The organism is Pseudobutyrivibrio sp. ACV-2, from assembly GCF_900107545.1.
Classification (GTDB): Bacteria; Bacillota; Clostridia; order Lachnospirales; family Lachnospiraceae; genus Pseudobutyrivibrio.
On sequence record NZ_FNQZ01000015.1, the window covers coordinates 1 to 17215 of the forward strand.

The 17215-nt window shown below is 34.1% G+C and carries 14 protein-coding genes and 1 rRNA gene; 4 read left to right on the forward strand and 11 right to left on the reverse strand.

Annotated elements, in window-relative coordinates; genetic code table 11:
* Positions 1 to 83: ribosomal RNA gene (locus BLV53_RS13325) — 16S ribosomal RNA — on the reverse strand; the annotation flags it as partial.
* A 586-nt stretch (positions 84 to 669) separates the two neighbouring features.
* Between BLV53_RS13325 and BLV53_RS13330 the strand changes: the two genes are divergently transcribed.
* Positions 670 to 1734, forward strand: coding sequence for a 5' nucleotidase, NT5C type (locus tag BLV53_RS13330; protein WP_090301700.1), 1065 nt, complete (start codon positions 670 to 672; stop codon positions 1732 to 1734).
* On the opposite strand, the gene cobI is transcribed toward BLV53_RS13330, so the two are convergent.
* Positions 1712 to 2413 carry a precorrin-2 C(20)-methyltransferase gene (gene cobI, locus BLV53_RS13335; protein WP_090301702.1) on the reverse strand — a complete coding sequence of 234 codons (702 nt, stop codon included), beginning with the start codon at positions 2411 to 2413 and terminating at the stop codon, positions 1712 to 1714. The genes BLV53_RS13330 and cobI overlap by 23 nt on opposite strands.
* A gap of 225 nt (positions 2414 to 2638) precedes the next feature.
* Here cobI and BLV53_RS13340 point away from each other — a divergent pair, with 225 nt between their 5' ends.
* Positions 2639 to 3370 carry a CPBP family intramembrane glutamic endopeptidase gene (locus BLV53_RS13340; RefSeq protein WP_090301704.1) on the forward strand — a complete coding sequence of 244 codons (732 nt, stop codon included), beginning with the start codon at positions 2639 to 2641 and terminating at the stop codon, positions 3368 to 3370.
* Positions 3371 to 3420: 50 nt separating this feature from the next.
* On the opposite strand, the gene BLV53_RS17230 is transcribed toward BLV53_RS13340, so the two are convergent.
* The 5 genes from BLV53_RS17230 to BLV53_RS13360 all read right to left on the reverse strand — a co-directional run bounded on the left by BLV53_RS17230 (position 3421) and on the right by BLV53_RS13360 (position 8473).
* On the reverse strand, positions 3421 to 3738 hold the full coding sequence (locus BLV53_RS17230; RefSeq protein ID WP_207646241.1) for a hypothetical protein: 318 nt from the start codon (positions 3736 to 3738) through the stop codon (positions 3421 to 3423).
* The gene (locus BLV53_RS17235; RefSeq protein WP_207646242.1) at positions 3722 to 3895 is read right to left on the reverse strand and encodes a hypothetical protein; all 174 of its coding nucleotides are present in this window, start codon (positions 3893 to 3895) and stop codon (positions 3722 to 3724) included. The genes BLV53_RS17230 and BLV53_RS17235 overlap by 17 nt, the downstream gene beginning before the upstream one ends.
* A gap of 481 nt (positions 3896 to 4376) precedes the next feature.
* Positions 4377 to 5807 (reverse strand): replication initiation protein, encoded by a 1431-nt coding sequence (locus BLV53_RS13350; RefSeq protein ID WP_090301707.1) that lies wholly within the window; start codon positions 5805 to 5807, stop codon positions 4377 to 4379.
* 943 nt (positions 5808 to 6750) lie between these two features.
* Positions 6751 to 7653 (reverse strand): hypothetical protein, encoded by a 903-nt coding sequence (locus BLV53_RS13355; protein WP_090301709.1) that lies wholly within the window; start codon positions 7651 to 7653, stop codon positions 6751 to 6753.
* A 1-nt stretch (position 7654) separates the two neighbouring features.
* Positions 7655 to 8473, reverse strand: coding sequence for a ParA family protein (locus BLV53_RS13360; RefSeq protein WP_090301711.1), 819 nt, complete (start codon positions 8471 to 8473; stop codon positions 7655 to 7657).
* Positions 8474 to 10034: 1561 nt separating this feature from the next.
* Between BLV53_RS13360 and BLV53_RS13365 the strand changes: the two genes are divergently transcribed.
* On the forward strand, positions 10035 to 11708 hold the full coding sequence (locus BLV53_RS13365) for a M3 family oligoendopeptidase (protein ID WP_090301713.1): 1674 nt from the start codon (positions 10035 to 10037) through the stop codon (positions 11706 to 11708).
* A 25-nt stretch (positions 11709 to 11733) separates the two neighbouring features.
* On the opposite strand, the gene larC is transcribed toward BLV53_RS13365, so the two are convergent.
* The 3 genes from larC to BLV53_RS13380 form a co-directional block, all read right to left on the reverse strand.
* The gene (gene larC / locus BLV53_RS13370; protein ID WP_090301715.1) at positions 11734 to 13002 is read right to left on the reverse strand and encodes a nickel pincer cofactor biosynthesis protein LarC; all 1269 of its coding nucleotides are present in this window, start codon (positions 13000 to 13002) and stop codon (positions 11734 to 11736) included.
* Between the two features lie 21 nt (positions 13003 to 13023).
* On the reverse strand, positions 13024 to 13767 hold the full coding sequence (gene larB / locus BLV53_RS13375; RefSeq protein ID WP_090301717.1) for a nickel pincer cofactor biosynthesis protein LarB: 744 nt from the start codon (positions 13765 to 13767) through the stop codon (positions 13024 to 13026).
* 135 nt (positions 13768 to 13902) lie between these two features.
* Positions 13903 to 15924, reverse strand: coding sequence for a methyl-accepting chemotaxis protein (locus BLV53_RS13380; RefSeq protein ID WP_170830864.1), 2022 nt, complete (start codon positions 15922 to 15924; stop codon positions 13903 to 13905).
* Between the two features lie 555 nt (positions 15925 to 16479).
* On the opposite strand from BLV53_RS13380, the gene BLV53_RS17615 reads away from it, so the two are divergent.
* The gene (locus BLV53_RS17615) at positions 16480 to 16614 is read left to right on the forward strand and encodes a hypothetical protein (RefSeq protein ID WP_278335402.1); all 135 of its coding nucleotides are present in this window, start codon (positions 16480 to 16482) and stop codon (positions 16612 to 16614) included.
* 150 nt (positions 16615 to 16764) lie between these two features.
* Here BLV53_RS17615 and BLV53_RS13385 read toward each other — a convergent pair whose 3' ends face one another.
* Entirely contained in the window at positions 16765 to 17196 is a 432-nt protein-coding gene (locus BLV53_RS13385; protein ID WP_090301720.1) for a flavodoxin, read from the reverse strand.
* Positions 17197 to 17215: the final 19 nt, after the last annotated feature.

Sequence of the window (17215 nt, forward strand, 5' to 3'; positions counted from 1 at the left end):
CGTGATAAACTGCTTCGTTCGACTTGCATGTGTTAAGCACGCCGCCAGCGTTCATCCTGAGCCAGGATCAAACTCTCATGTTAATTATATAAGCAACCAAAGTTGCTTGAGTTCAATTCCAGGTCAGCACAAAACTGACTTGTTTACTGTAAATGTAAGAATCAAAGATTCTTACTAGAATATGAATTCAAGAATTCATATTCGCTTAATAAAGGTTTCGTTTCTTTAAGAAACTTAAATGAATTTCAAGGATACATGTTAACTATAAATAACTTGTATTAATTCAAGGTTTGTTTCACTGTTCAGTTATCAATCTTCGTTTATTTTTTGCTCTGTGTGACTTGCTGTCCCTCAGTGCTCGATTATAATATCATCCAATCTAGCGGTTGTAAAGTGTTTTTTCATAGTTTATTAAAGTAAATCTATTCATTTAAATGTTGGCTTTTGTGTGAATTGTGCTAATTCTTAGACCATTCGCCCAAATCGCTCTTATTGTTTAATTATACAGATATATCTGATTTTTATAAGTTGTAATACTTTTACAAAAGCATTATGTCTTACAGTTATGTTACGTTATCTCAAGTACTACCATGAAATTAGTTTAATGTTTTCTTTTATTAGGAAACAATATAATATAGAAGAAAGAGAAACTATAAAGGGGTGTATTTGATGAAGAACTTTAGTTTTGAAATTGATTTCGACGACGTGCTTGCGCCATTTTGCGGTATAGCTGTTGATATAGCGAACGAAGAAAATCCTGGGTTAAATGCTACAATTAATGACATTAAGTCATGGGGAAATGGAGAAGAGGGTTCTAAGCAATCAATCATTGCCCAGTATTATGACGATGAAAGAATACTGCGAAAACAAAAAATATCAGATGAAGCTAGAAACTTTATATATAGGTTGATGGATATTGGAGATGTATATATTAATACCGCAGTGTCTCCTAAATATGCCGGTTTACGTTATGAACAAATAGCTGATCAGCTTCCTGAATTTCCTCTGGAAAATGTAATATTGACTTTCTCTAAGCAAACTGTAAAGGTTGATTTTCAATTAGACGATGGTGGACACAATATTTTAAAGAGTCAGGCTAAATATCCCATACTAATGCGCCGACCATGGAATTCTCATCTTTCAGGTGTTTTGGCTGTTAATGATTATTCTGAATTCTTTTTGCTAGTTGATCAAATTATCCATGCATCAAGTAAAAAGATAAAGCCTACTGTTCCATCCGTATTGGCTTTAATTGGACCTAGTGGTTGCAATAAAAATGCAATAGCTGACAGGCTCGCCGAGGATGGATTTGCAAAGAGGATTCATTCTGTTACCACAGGTATGCCTAGCGATAATCACGACAAAGTTACAGAAAAAGAATTTTCTAGTCTAAAATTTATATCACATACTGTTTATGCTGGAAACAGATATGGCATTCCTAAGGATGCGATAGAAGAGGCTTTAGCATCTGGATTAAATGCTGTAATTCCTACAGATATTACTGGAGCAATTGCCATGAAAAAAGAATATCCAGTACTTTTAATCTTCTGCAAAGCAAGTCATGAATACATGATTGATAAAATACTGGATAAAGGTCTGGATAATGAAGCTATTAAATACCGATGGTTATCGATGGAAAAAGAACTTCTTAATAAAGAGTTATGCGACGTGATTGTAAACTCTGAACGTATCAACGATGCTGTTGAACTAATTAAGGGATTGTTTTCACAATGATTGTCATCATGTATCGACTATTATCAGGAATAGTCACTGCACTTGTAAAAATCTGTTCTGTCTCCATACCACAATCTATAACAGCACACACGGATATTTTTCCTTGTGCTTCCATATCAATAAGTAGCTCCTTTATAGCGGCAATATTTTTGCCGCTTTTCATTATTATTTTAGTACCTGACAGTTTTAAAATATATTCTATATTATTATTCTGTCCCGATATTATATGAATGTGCTCATCGCGCTCACTTATAAGGATTCCACAGGCAGCTGCCGTACCACAAAAAGAAGTGATACCGTTCACTATTTCCACATCAAATCCATCGGCTTTAGCCAACTTCATTATGTACCCAAAAGTTGAGTAAATAGTCGGGTCCCCTATTGTCAAAAATCCAAGATTATATCCATCCATAATAAGTTGTTTGTAATGCTGATAGAATTCTTTATGCATTGCAAATAGTGAAGCTCCATCTCGTGTCATTTCAAAATCGAAGCTAATTATTTTTTTATATCTAAGTTCTGGCACAGAGCAAACAGCAATCTGATATGCACGGCATTTTTCTTTATCCGCTTTAGGTAAACAGATTACGTCACATTCCTTTATGGCTTTAACCGCTTTGAGTGTAATTTGCTCTGGATCACCTGGACCTACTCCTATTCCATATAATATACCCGTCATGATATCACCTATTGTTATTAATGTTTTTATCTCAATTAGTCTCTTTAGTGTATTTTGTTTTATCTTTCAACTATTATTTCTGCAAGTAAATATTTGACCCATATATAAGCATCTAAAAACTATTACATTTAACTTAAAGAGTGCTAAAATGTTATTAACACAATATATTGTATCATTATTTGTTTTTTGAGTATATTGCGAATGAACTTTTAAGGACCCATTATTATGTTTGATACTACTAGAACAGAAGCAATAAAGGTTTCTGATAAGAAACAATACTCTGAATATCTATTAATAGCGTTTTTAACATACATGTCGCTATACATCATTATTAACTCTGCACTTGAACAATTCTTCAAGTCAAATCCAGTCTATAAAATTGGAAACTTTGTTGGCCTATTTCTCGCCATATGTACATTAATCCCATTGGCAAGAAAGGTTCCTACCGATTTTCTGACAGCACCACTGAAGGTAAACAAAGAAAAAATAAAACATGCACTCGTAGTAGGCCTATCAATTTGTCTACTATTTGGCAGTTTTATGATTTTTCTAAAATATTCAATTCTACAGATTAATCCCGAATTATTAAAAAGAGCCCAACCTTTCTTTTATTTCAAGAGGTTGAAACCCGAGTTTATAACTCCTAATACAATTCTTTATCCGTTTACAGCATTCTGGCAGGAATACTGCATCAACGTAATGGGATACGATGGTATGCGTACGCTCCTTGTAGGCAACCATCGAAAACATAAATCTGTTTCCGTGGTTGCACTATTCTTTGGAGCTATGCACTATCTATATGGCTTTCCAATGATAGTATTTACTGCTTTATTTGTTTTATTTATGAATTTTATCTACCGCAAGACTAAAAATCTTTGGGTATGTATGTTGGTACATTTTTTCCTGGGCCAATTGCTTTTTACTCTACAACTTCAAAAAATAGGACTTGGATTATAGTAATTATTCAAAGAATGCCATCTCTTCGTTAAGCTTTTCGGCAATCTCTTTCAAATAACTGCGGAATCTGCCAAACTAGATACAGTGGCTGACAATTCTTGAACTGAAGCTCCTGTAGTCTCTGATGAGGCAGCATTCTCTTGAGAGATTGCTGATAGCGATGACATAGCGTCTGAAACAACATCGTTAGATTTTACACATGTGTTTGCGCCTCCAGCAATCATTTTAACAACACTTACAGTCTCATAAATATCTGATAACATTCCATTAACTGAAGAAAGAGTTTGTCCCAATGCTTCCTGCTGCTCTATATTACCTTGTTTTACAAGTTCAGCTGCAGATACTGCCTGCCTAGCATCCTGCAGCAATACCAGAGATGCCCTCTACTCCTTCATTAACATCTGAAACTGCTTTCTGTGTAGCTGATATAGTTCTGGCAATATCTTCTATCTTTCCTGTCATCTCACTGCTAGATGATTGTAGATTCAACAACGAGTTGCTTGACGACTCTAACGCAATCTTCATTCTACCTGCGATATTTTCTACTTCTTCAGTAGAATTCTGTACGCCGCCAACTGCATCTGTTATTCTTCACTGAATTTGAATTACGAACTATTTCACCGAACTCATCTTTACGTACATCATAACCTTCGATTCTTCTAATCCTTCCATCAGCAAGAAGTGAAAGAGATTCGTTTACTGCAAGAATTGGCTTTGTGAAACCATTTGCTAACAGTCTCTATATAGTTGAAAGATGTATCAATTAGTTGATGTAAGCAAAATCTTGCATTGTATAATTGGAGAATACTACATAAATTTATTTTTTCTGTGCATAAAATGTGAAAATAGTTTATTTATCAAAAATCAAATAAAATAGAGGCGCAAATTGATTTTTAGAATCAATTTGCGCCTCATTACGTATAAACTTGCATCATATTTCTCATTATGCAAGTTATAAATCATTTGAACGTATATTTTGTTATCTAATAAATATATTCTCTCTATTCTAACGATTAAGCATTATTTTTTCAATTTCACTTAAATCATCATCTCTTTGTGAAAAATTATTGAATGAATTTGAGCTTTTTTTCGTAACTGCAACAGTAATTTTTCCACTTGTGCCATTTTCTATCATGGCACATAAATAGGCCAGTCTGTCTTCTACATCATTTAATTCTTGATTGTCTAATCTAGTTTTGAATGCAGAAATAATCTGCATCATAAATGCTGCATCTCTATTATTTCTTTTTGCACATTTGTATATGTTTGATATCTCAGTTGATTCAAACACAACACCTGACATATCAAGAAGCATTTTTATCTGATCTTCAAAAGGATCTACATCAATAATCTTTACTTCTTCTGGCTTTGCATCAATATAATTCTTCTTTGTTATGAGGAATCTATAACCAGCGACAGATCCATTAGCTTTTAAAGGAGAATAGTCAAAAGTAAAATCACATTCTTGAACATTATTTATACTTACTTTTGCAGGCTCTAACACTCTTCGTTCCATGTCCGTTTTGCCGTATGATTGAGGAATGGAAAACTGATGCTTTAACTCCTCCATGGACATTTCAAAAATACCTGGTTTAGCGCCTTTATATGTTTTGAAGTCTTTTTTATTTTCTAAAAACCAATATAAAGCAATAGTATATTTGCCTCTAAGCTGAGTTGTAACTTCAAGAGCTCCGTACGCACCATGAACTATCTGGGAACATAACGCTAAATCCTTAAAAAAATCTGAAGGAACAAACTCAATGAAGGCATTTTCGTCTTTAGTCGCATTATGATATCTAAGAACATTGAACCAAGGAACTTCAATATCATCTTTACCGTCTGGACCAAGTTCATCAAATACTAAGTGTCTATCCTTTAGCTTCTTTGTACCACTTCTAAAAGTCCTGTAAAGAGTTTGAACATTGTCGTACTTTGAAAACTTTACAAAATCTGTAGGTGCAATTCTGTATGATTTGTTCTCAGGAAATGATGACATTGTGCCGAGTATAGCATCAAAAACTACATTTTCTTCGGCAGAAAACTCCATTTTACAATGCATAATTAACGCATCTGTCCTATATGCAATATTTACGCCACCTTTTTTAAGTGGATGCTTGTTATCTTGCAAAGCAAGAAGCTTAAGCAGCGTTAAATGTGAGTTCTCATTGAAGGTTTCTATGAAATTATCAATGGAAATTGCTTGTTTTATAAAAGCTTTAATTTGAGCTTCATCTTCACCAGGAATTGATAGTCCTGTTTCATCAACTTCAGCTGGTTTAATTTCGTCTATCTCAACTATTGATCCAGATGCACTTAGAGATGTTTGTCCATTAATCTGTCCTATTGAACTAGCTAATGGTTGTTCATCTATAAAAGACTGGGTTTTCGTATCGAATAAACGATAGTTGCCATTTTCATCTAGTTTTCTGATTGCCATATTATTCTCCCTGTAAGACAAGACATTTTTGTGCCTTGCCTTGAATTATACCTTATTTAATGTTAATCATCAAATTAAAATATGACTTCTTTTAGACTATTTGAATAAAATGAAAGATGAAATTCATTTTTTTAATCAATATTTCCATAAGACAATATAGTTCTCCATCACCTATTTTCAAGTTCTTTTGAATGCTTCAGAATATAGAAGAATTTAGTGTCTAATTTGTCTTAATAAGACAGTTACGTTCGTTGTCTTGCTATGTGTCTAATTTGTCTTTCAATGTGTCCATTCTGTCTTATGATGCTTTTTACAGCAAAAAAATGCTTAAAAATAAGGGTTTTTTTCAGTTGTATAAGACATGAATCTGTTTTGTCTTATAATGTGTCCATTTTGTCCTACCATATTCCTTATAAATCCAAGCTGTCTTATAATAGTGTCCGTTTTGTCTTATGCTAAATCCATTTTGTCTTGCTTACTCCCGCCAAAAAGGGCTAAAAACTGGACTTTTTACTAGTTATTGTATGTTAAATCCGTTTTGTCTTATATACGATTTACTTATAATCAATAAGACAAACATATTTGTTGTCTTATTTTGGCTTTATAGGCTATTTATTCCTAATATTCAGGTGTCTAATCTGTCTTGTTTTAGATATAATGCCTTTAATTTTCGCTGTTTTATGTAGTGTCGATTTTGTCTTATGAGAATTGTTATATAATCCGATTTGCCTTGTTTTGTGTCGAAACTGTCTTATTCTGTGTCAGGAATGTCGTTAATAAAATCGAAATTGTCTTGATTGAAATCAGAACTGTCTTATTTTGTTGTCATAAATGTCTTGAGTAATATGAAAAAACCCCCAGAAAATCAACATTTCTAAGGGTTCTCTTATACATACTATACATATAATAATTATACTTTTTATATACTCTTTCCAAGAAAGAATTATAAATCCCATGCTGGACTAGGATCAGACAATCTTGCTTTATGTACACACATGGCAACAAATGCTGAACGTTTCATACCTACATTTGCAGCGGCTTGTTTGAGGTCAATAAGAAAATCTTCTTTTAAGGCAAATCTGTCATTTACCGGATTTTTAAGTCCTGTTTTTGTGTTTTGATAGGTTTGCTCTGTATAGTCGAATTTGTCTGCTTTAACTATTTCGATTGTTTCTAGCAGTAGTTCAGCTAAAAAGTCTTGGTATGTCATACCCAAGCGATTTGCTTTTATTTTGATGTAGGATATATCATTTTTATCACAAAATGCGAAAGTAGTATTTTTTCTTGTTCCTGTGTAATCTGAAAGTTTTGCTGACGAGTTTTTATAATTACGCTCATTAGATGTTTCTATACTTTGAACTGGTTCCGATTCTGTCTCAGTTTTTATCTCAAATTCATTTTGTGTTGGAGCTGGAATAGGAGTTTCAATTTCAGTTGAAACATCAGTCAACATTGTAGCTTCTGGTTCGGAAACAATTTCTTCTTCAGACACTTCTGTTGGTGTTTCAATTTTAACTGGAACTTCTTTAACAGAATCTTCTATAACAGGTTCTTCTTTTAATTGTTTTTCTGTAATTGATACGTTTTTAATTGGTTCTTCAGTAAGATTTTTCTTTGCTGGAAATTCAATTGGTTCAGTTTCAGGCTCTGGAGCTGGTTCTTTCGTTATTACAATTTCAGGTGATTTTTCAGCTACCTCGATTGGTGCTGGGGTCTTTGGTGGCTCGATTTCAGAGTTATTTTTGTGAAATGTATCGCGAGCTCTTGTATTTGTTTTCTTAGGTGCAGCAAATGGGAGATTTCCACTGTTTATTGCATATGAATTTCCTTGTCTTCCTATGGCCATTTTATGCTCCCTTCTTTGCTTCTTCAGAGGTTATAAACTCGTCTATAAGCTGTTTATAGTCTAATGATGAATTGCAGTATGGTTTATATTTTACTGCTGGCATTTGCTCTCCAATGGCGTCAGAACCGTCTTTACAGCCTCTAATGAACTGGAAGTATAATTTAGTACCTAATTCTGCTGCGATGGCTTGAGCGTTGATATAATCGTTTTTACAGCTATTATTCATTTTAAAGTCTGTAAAAACTAAACCATTAATGACCAAATTTTGGTTTAAAGAAGGTTCAACAACCTCACCTGCTTCATTTCTTACTGGATTTTTAACTGATTCTATAAGACTTATTGTTGCTTTTAATCCTTCTGTTGCATATTGATCACCTCTTGTAGGGATAATCACTTCATCAACTGCTGAAAGTACAGATTTGTTGATGTAATTTGTCAAATCTGGTGGACAATCACATAAGATATAGTCATAACCTTCAATTTTTTCCAAAACTCTTTCTTTGAAGGACTTTATATTTATTGTGCCTGAAAGAATGGCTGGGGTTACATCTGATAGAAAGCTGTCTCCTGGTATAATATCGCCCCATTCAGCTTGTTGGATACATTCCATAGGGCTTATTGGTCTACGTGGAACCCAGCAATCGTAGAGAGTTGCAATGCCTTCTGGGTTGATTCTAAAAGTATCTGTTGCGTTAGCTTGAACATCGCAGTCAATTATTAATGTTTTATAGCCTTTTTCGTTTAAAAGAGCAGCCATATTGATGGTTAATGATGTTTTCCATTGACCACCTTTTCCTATACAAATAGCAATACTTTTCATTTGATCTCCTTATCATTTTATTAATTTAAAATTTATGTTCAATTTTTAAGCATGATTCACATTATATGTGGTTTAAATGATATTTGCAATAAATATGCTATTTATATAAATACTGCAATATACATATAATACATCATTAATGTTAAATATGCAAAAAATATAAATTACAATTAAAGTGTAAATTACATATCTTATTTAAATAATATTTATAACGTAAAAAATATTTAATATAGAATATACATATATTATAGAAGAAACACATTTAGTATTAATAATGTATATAACATTTATAGTTTTAATATCATTATATATAGAAAATAGACTTATTACACATTTAATATTATTAATCATAATATTGATAATATTATAAACAGCGTAATATACATAAATAATTTTATATACATATATTACATCAAATATACAAATAATGCAAATAAGATATTAAATACTATTAGTATATATTACAAAAAACACATTAGAAACATTATTAATAATATAAGTACTAAATAAATTAAATACATAAGTAATAGAAAATATATTATATATGATAATAACACAATAAAAATTAAAAGCGTTATATACATCTAATACATCAAATATGTAAAATATATTAATAGCATAATAAATACTAATAATGTAACAAGAGTATATAATGAATATAGTGGAAAAAATATAAAAAATACAAAGAGCGTAAAAGGAGTATATAGCAATAATAATATAAAAAACACATAAAACGCTAAAGAGGGGAATGATGATATAAACAATAAAAACGAAAACAGTGTAATAAACGATAAATAAGAAAAAAATAATAAAGAATATAAAAACAATAAAAATGCTAGATATATTAAAAACAACAATAAGACTAAATGTATACAAAATGTAAAAAACACAAATATGACAAAACAATTCCCATAAATGACATGTACGGCAAGAAAAGTTGTTACAGTGCTGAAATATTAGCTTATCGCAATGAATTGGTTAAATCATTTAAAGAGCAAGGCTGGTCGCCATCAAAGATGTCAGCAAAGAGAATTATAGATAATATAATAAAGTAAAAAGAGTATAATAAGTAATAAACACAAAAAGAGAAAATATGAATATAAAGACAATACATACATATACCACTACTAAGGTTAAATTAACAACATATACTAAATATACATAAGGTAATAAACGTACTATATATACTAATGATACTATATGTACTATATGCACCAATAGAACTAAATATGACAATGCAACTAATAAACATAAAAATGTGTGAAAGGATATTTATACTAGTTGTGATATATTAACAAAATGGGTTGAATGTACGGTATACACAATTTATATTAATAAAACATATTACACAAATTATACTAATAAGACAAATCAATCGTTAAATCCCGATAATAGATAGTAAATAGTTGTTCATATATAAAGTTATTGTCTAATCATATATTCAGCTCGAATATAAGGATTTTATAGCGACTCGCCATAATAAATATGATAATTGTTATGTTGATAATACGCAATTGCTGACTTATACTTGGGCTTAGAGATTATTGGAGGTAAACGCTATATGAAATTTAAAGATATGCCATATGAACGACCTGATATAGAAGTTCTAGAAAGAAAGATAGATGAACTGATCAAAAAACAGCAAGATGCAAAATCTGGTGAAGAACAATTTGAAATAAATAAAGAATATTACACACTTCGTAAAGATTTTGAGACAGCTTACAATATTGCATATATTAGACACGATGCGGATAGTACAGATGAATTATACGAAAAAGAAAATGATTATTTTGATGAAATACTTCCTAGATGGAGTAATGCTTGCATTAAGTATAGTCGTGCTTTATTTGACAGTCCATATCGAGCATATCTTGAAGAAAAATTAGGGCCAGTGACTTTTAAGAATATGGAGCTTGATGATAAATCAATAAGCGAGGAAATTCTTCCACTTATGCAGGAAGAGAACGCTCTTACTTCTAGATATGACAAAATAATTGCAACAGCAAAAATTGAATTTGAAGGCGAAACCTATAATTTGTCTTTAATGGGACCATTTGCCAGAAATAAGGATAGAAATATTAGGAAAAAGGCTAATAAGGCTATTTCAGATTGGTTTATGAGTGTGACTGATGAAATAGACGAAATATATGATTCATTAGTAAAAAATAGAACAGCTCAGGCGAAAGCATTAGGATTTGAGTCATTTACAGATTTGGCTTACTGTAGAATGCATAGAAATTCATATGATAAGGCTAATGTAGAGATTTTTAGAAAGCAGATAAAGGAGTATTTTGTACCTTTTGTTGCTGAATTGGCGGAAAAAAGAGCTAAGCGTTTAGGATTAGATAAGCTTGCAGATACAGAAATTGGAGTTTACTTCAAAGATGGAAATCCTGCTCCAGTTGGTTCTCCGGAAGAAATTCTTAGAAGCGGACAAGAAATGTATTCAGATTTAAGTGCCGAGACGAAAGAATACATGGATTTCATGATGGAGAATGAATTATTCGATGTTTTTGGTCGAAAAAATAAGGCTGCAGGAGGATATCAGACTTATATTCCAAATTATGAGTCACCATTTATATTTGCTAATTTTAATGGAACAAGTGGTGATATTGATGTAATAACTCACGAATGTGGTCACGGATTCCAGTGTTTTATAACACGAAAAGATGAGATATTAGATCATAATAACCTGGGAATGGAGACTGCTGAAATTCATTCAATGTCTATGGAATATTTTACATATGGATGGATGAAGAACTTTTTTGGTGACAGATATAAGGATTATCTGGAAATGCATTTAGAGGATGCATGTACCTTTTTGCCATATGGAACAATGGTAGATGAATTCCAGCATATTGTATATGATAATCCAGAAATGACTCCAGTAGAGCGCAAGGAAACCTGGAAAAAACTTGAGCAGGAGTACAGACCTTATATTGATTTTGAAGATACAGAATTCTTTGCTTTAGGAGGATTTTGGCAGAAGCAGACTCATATATTTGATGTACCATTTTATTATATTGATTACGTTTTAGCATCGATATGTGCAATGCAGTTTAAGATAAAAATGGATGATGATTTTAAGGCGGCATGGGAAAAATATCTTGAACTTTGTAAGCTTTCTGGAAGTGATTACTACACAAACATGATAAAAAAGGTTGGACTTAATTCTCCTTTTGAAGATGGCGTTGTAGTAGAAATAGTTGAAAAATTAGCGAAAAAAGTAATTTAAGAAAAAATGGCGTTAGGTATAAAACCTAAACGCCATTTTCTATTTGTGCTTTTATTTCAGATAAGGGTATCCCTTTTTCTTTAGCTAGTTTGGCTAAATCATCAAACTCCAACTTACAACGATTGACCCCATAGCCGCTAGATTTCTTAATTCGGACTTCTCCAAGAGGAGTTTCAAGAGATTCAATTTTTCGGTCTAAAACGTAACGATTACATACTTTTTCTCTAATTCCAATAGTAGTGGTATTTGCAAAAATAGCTTTAACAACTGAATTTTTATTCTTAGCTGAAACAATCGCAGTAAGCAAAGTACCTGGTCTATTTTTTTTCATGTTCACAGGGGTATAGAAGACCTCTTTGGCGCCAGCATCGTAGATGGCATCGAGAGCAAATCCAAGCTCTTCTCCAGTGATATCGTCAAGGTTGCAATTAAGTTCGATAACCTGATCCACTGAGTCTTCGGTCGAACAAAGAAACATTCTTATGCAGTTGGCAATAGGAAAATCCTTTTTTCCCATGCCGTAACCAATTTTTTCAATGTTCATAGGAGGCATGTCTCCAAATGATTTGCCGAAATGGCGAAGCAGTGCAGCGCCTGTAGGTGTGCATAATTCCCCTTCTATACGGCCACCGTAAATAGGCAAATTCCTTAGCAATTCAGCAGTAGCTGGGGCTGGAACGGGTAAGATGCCATGTGCAGTATGAACAGTACCACTTCCAACATGAATAGAAGAAACAATAATATCATCTACGTCCAGCTTGTAAAGTAGGTAACAAACAGCCATAACATCAGCAACTGCATCCATGGTGCCTACTTCATGAAAATGGATGTTTGTTATAGTGGAATTGTGAACGTGCGCCTCAGCTTTTGCTAAGGCTTCGTATACCTGAATTCCATGTTTTTTAACTGAATCTGGAGCGTTTAAAGAATTGATAAGTGCTTTTATGTCATCAAGGCTATGATGGTGGTGTTCGTGATGATTATGAACGTCATGGTGATGATGATTGTGATGGTGCTCGTCATGATTATGTTCCTCATGATGGTGCTCATGGTGATGGTCATGATGTTCGTGATGATGGTCAGAATGCTCATCAATGCCATTGATAAGCACTTTAACGTGTGTTCCATTAATATTACATTTTTCGCTGTTTTCTGCGGTAAAAACAACATCAGGAATACCTAAGGAATTGAGAGAATCAAGTATCTCAGTTTTATTGTCAAATAATTCTAACAGGGCAGCTGTTAACATATCTCCAGCTGCCCCCATTTTGCACTCAATATATAGTGTTGTCATAAAAATAATCCTCAAAAAATATTAACGATGATTAATTAGGCTGGCCTGATAAGCGGCGCCAAAACCATTGTCTATGTTTACAACGGATATACCGTTTGCACAAGAATTTAGCATGGATAAAAGAGCTGCAATGCCGCCAAATGAGGCCCCGTAGCCTACGGATGTAGGTACTGCAATCACAGGCGCCTCTGCTAGGCCCCCTAAAACGCTCGCTAAGGCCCCTTCCATGCCAGCTATGGCAATTATCACGCTTGCGTCTACAATCTCGTCTAGGTGCGCTAGCGTGCGATGTAGACCGGCCACACCAACATCATATAACCTGGTGACATTATTACCAAGAAATTCGGCTGTGAGAGCAGCTTCTTCTGCAACAGGAACATCGCTAGTGCCACCGGTGGCCACAAGGATTGTGCCTTTGCCAGAAACAGGTGGCATTCCCCCTAATATAGCGAGCTTTGCATCCTCATAATAATCAATATCGTGGTATTTCATTACCTGCTGATACTTATCGGGTGACATTCTTGTAATTAAGATGCGCTCCTGGCCTGATTCCTTTAATTTGGAAATAATACCAATAATTTGTTTAGGTGTTTTGCCGGCTCCGTAAATAACCTCACCAGCACCGTTTCTGATGGATCTGTGGGTGTCGATTTTAGCGTAGCCTATATCCATAAAAGGCTTTGTCTTAAGCTGATGTATGGCGCTATCTACAGATATTTCGCCAGATTGAACACCTTCCAATAATTTTTTTATATCTTCATTCATATCTTATACCAGTGACTATATAAATATAGTCTTTTTTTGTTTAGTATAGCATAAGCAATTTAGTTGTAAATAATTGAATTCAAAGATAAATAAAAAGGGCCCTGATATTACTCAGAGCCCGTATATACGAGGATTTTATACTTTGAATACCTTTATTAAATCTTCTATTCGCATGGTAGAATCTGACACAGCGGTTGCACTATTGTCAACACCACGAGAGTTTTCTGCAACCTGCTCAGCGCCTTCAGCGAGGGTTGTAGCTGTTGAAGATACTTCTTCGGTACTTGCAGATTGTTCTTCAGAAATTGCAGCCATAGATGTGGCAATTTCATCAACACTCCCGATTTTATCAATCATTTCGCCAACAGTCTCACTGGCTTGATCCAAGCTCTTGAAAATCTTTTCAAATGTTGCACCTGCGGTATTTACGGAATCCATACTGGTGTTGATATCTTCAACGTTAGCCTTGGCTTTTTCTGAAAGCTCAGCAACTTGCGTTGTAATATCCTTTATAATTTCAGAAATCTGGCGTGTAGATTCAGCACTATTTTGTGCTAAAGCGCCAATTTCATCAGCAACAACGGCAAATCCACGACCGGCTTCTCCTGCTCTGGCAGCTTCTATAGAGGCATTAAGAGAAAGAAGATTGGTCTGACTTGAAATGGAATTAATTATGTCAACGATTGAATCAATCTGCTTAGCAGAAGCATCAACAGTGTTTACAACCTCGTTCATTTTGTTTATTGATTCAGCTACATTTGCCATACCAGATTGAACGGCTTCCATATCACGCTGGCCTTCTCTGGCTGTTGCCACAAGGTCTTCCATAGTTTCTTTGGTATTTTCACTTTGCTGAGTAAGGTCACTTACCTGCTGTGCAAGATTTGTTGCATTTTCAGCCAAATCGCCTACAGCGCTGGACATATCATCCATTGTTCTTTGAATTTGTTGCATTGCAGAAGCCTGATCATCAGCCTGCTGATTTAAGTCACCAGAAACGGTTTTACTGTTATTTGCTTCTATAGAGAGTTGGTCCGTCATGGCTTTGATTTCAGTAAGAGTATCACGCATTTTGATTACATAATCATGCATATTATCATTCATGATACCTATTTCGTTAGTGCCACCCTTTGGAATATCAACCGTAAAATCGCCACCTGCAATTTTGGTGATGCTATCAGTAAGACTTCTAACTGGTCGTGCAATAAGTTTAGTGATAACACCCTGTAAAATAATAACCATTACAAATAAAATGATGGCTGCAGCGATGACTGAAATAATCTCAAACTTGCGCAGTTCTGCTAATACATCAGCTGTTTTTACGTAGGAAACTAATGTCCACCTAGTTCCATCTACAGGATAAAACGCTACGTAATAATTTTTGCCATTGTTTCCAGGTAAAATCTGTACTTCAGAAATATCGCCTGAGCTAATGAAGGTTGAAATACCTTGAAGAAGAACATCATCAGGATGCTCTGAAACATCTGTACCAACATAAGATGTGTCAAGTGAACCAAGAATCATGGTATTATCAAGGCATAAGCTGCCACCAGTAATACCAGGTTTATATGAGCTTACAAGCTCTGATAAGCCTGCTAAAAGTATATCTATTGATAATGCTCCTGTTCTGCCATCTTTAAGTGTGATAGACCTTGAACCGCAGGAAACCATTGAATTAGTGGTTAAATCCAGTGATGGAGGACCTAGGGTAACTGTACTGTTTGTAACACCATTTTGGTACCATGCGCGAGTTGTAGGATCGTAGCCAGAATCAGGAGTCCAGTGTGCGCCATCAATAAAATCCATGTTTGAAAGACCGATATAGACATCTGAAACCTTACCTTCATAGCTTTTCATAGAGTTGGCAAGAATAGATTCTATTTGAGCGTCTGATTCAAAATTGGTTTGTTCTATAACATCAGCTATACCATCATAGTAAAGCTTAATGATATCTGCGATTTGTGCTATACCGGTTGCATTAGCACGAGTTTCTTCTTTTAAACTACTTTTGGCTTCACGTTCAATTACGGATTTAGCTTGAATTGAGAGAGTAATTGCGACAATAGAAATAGCGACAATTACAAGTGGCACAAGAATTGTCAATAGTTGGGCGCTGATGTGCGCAGTTTTAGTAGGCTGCCTTTTATCTTTTCCCATAGGAACCCCCTTCCCCTTATTTAACAGCATTTTACCAGCTGTTGTAGAAATACACCCTTGGACAATATATATCAGAATATAATGGGGTTTAGATGGAAAAAGTGTGAAAATTATAAGAAATGTGTGAATTGCTCACTCACATCAAACTATATTGTGCGCAACGATTTTTGTTATATGCTGTTTAATGTTTATTTGAAAAGCGCAATTCACATTTATAATTACAAAATAACGGCACAAATCCATATTTATATTTTTTTTCTAGTTCTGAAGTTGAAATTTCAAATACTCTACGGCACATTGGACAACGAAGTTTTACCATATCCATAAAAATTCACCTACCTGACGCATAGAATGATGTTTGTTAACTGAAATTAGCCTAATATTAGCAAATAATTGTGAAAATAGTTTTATATTTGTGTGACCTGATAAAATATCAAGTAAATTAGCTATATTTCGTATGTGTGATACTAGTGTGATTATTGAAATGCTAAGATGCAATTACAAACAAGTTAAACACACTAATTAAACTAAAAAAACAAATATTGGAGGTAAAAAATGGTAGTAGGAGATATCATTAGATGTTGCACAGTTGATGAGGTAGTTAGTAAGGCATTTGAGCTGAAAGATAAGGGAATAATTACAGAGTTCATAGCTAACTACACACTAAGAGTTGTAGCTGTTTCGGAATAAAAGAAGGTTTCAGGGTCAGGAGTTCCTGGCCTTTTTTATTTTTATAATAAAAATACCCTCAGGCACTGGCATACCTGAGGGCTGTAAAAGGAGTCTAATAACTTCCCCAAGAAACCCGGTTTGAAACTTAGGGAATAAGAAGTAAACGATTTAAACTGCTGCTAAAGCTCTACCAAGATCTTTGCAAGCATCTTCTGTAGCTGAATCTGGAGCATCCTGGCAAATGATACCTTCACCACCAACAACAGTAGCACCAGCAGCTGTCATGCGATCTACCCAATCGCGCATCCATTGACCATCACCCCAACCGTAAGAACCGAAGAGGCCGATTGTCTTTCCTGAAACAAAACCTTCTAAATCTGTTACAAATGGTTCCATTTCACCTTCTTCAAGAACTTCAGCACCCATTGCAGGGCAACCAAGTGCAAAAGCCTTTGCGGATTTTAATTCATCTATAGAGGCATCTGCGACAAATACAACGTTTGCCTCACCACCAGCAGCGGTAACACCTTCACCAATAGCATTTGCCATGTTCTCTGTATTACCTGACTGGGACCAAAAAACAATATTTATTTTACTCATAATACATCTCTCCTTTATA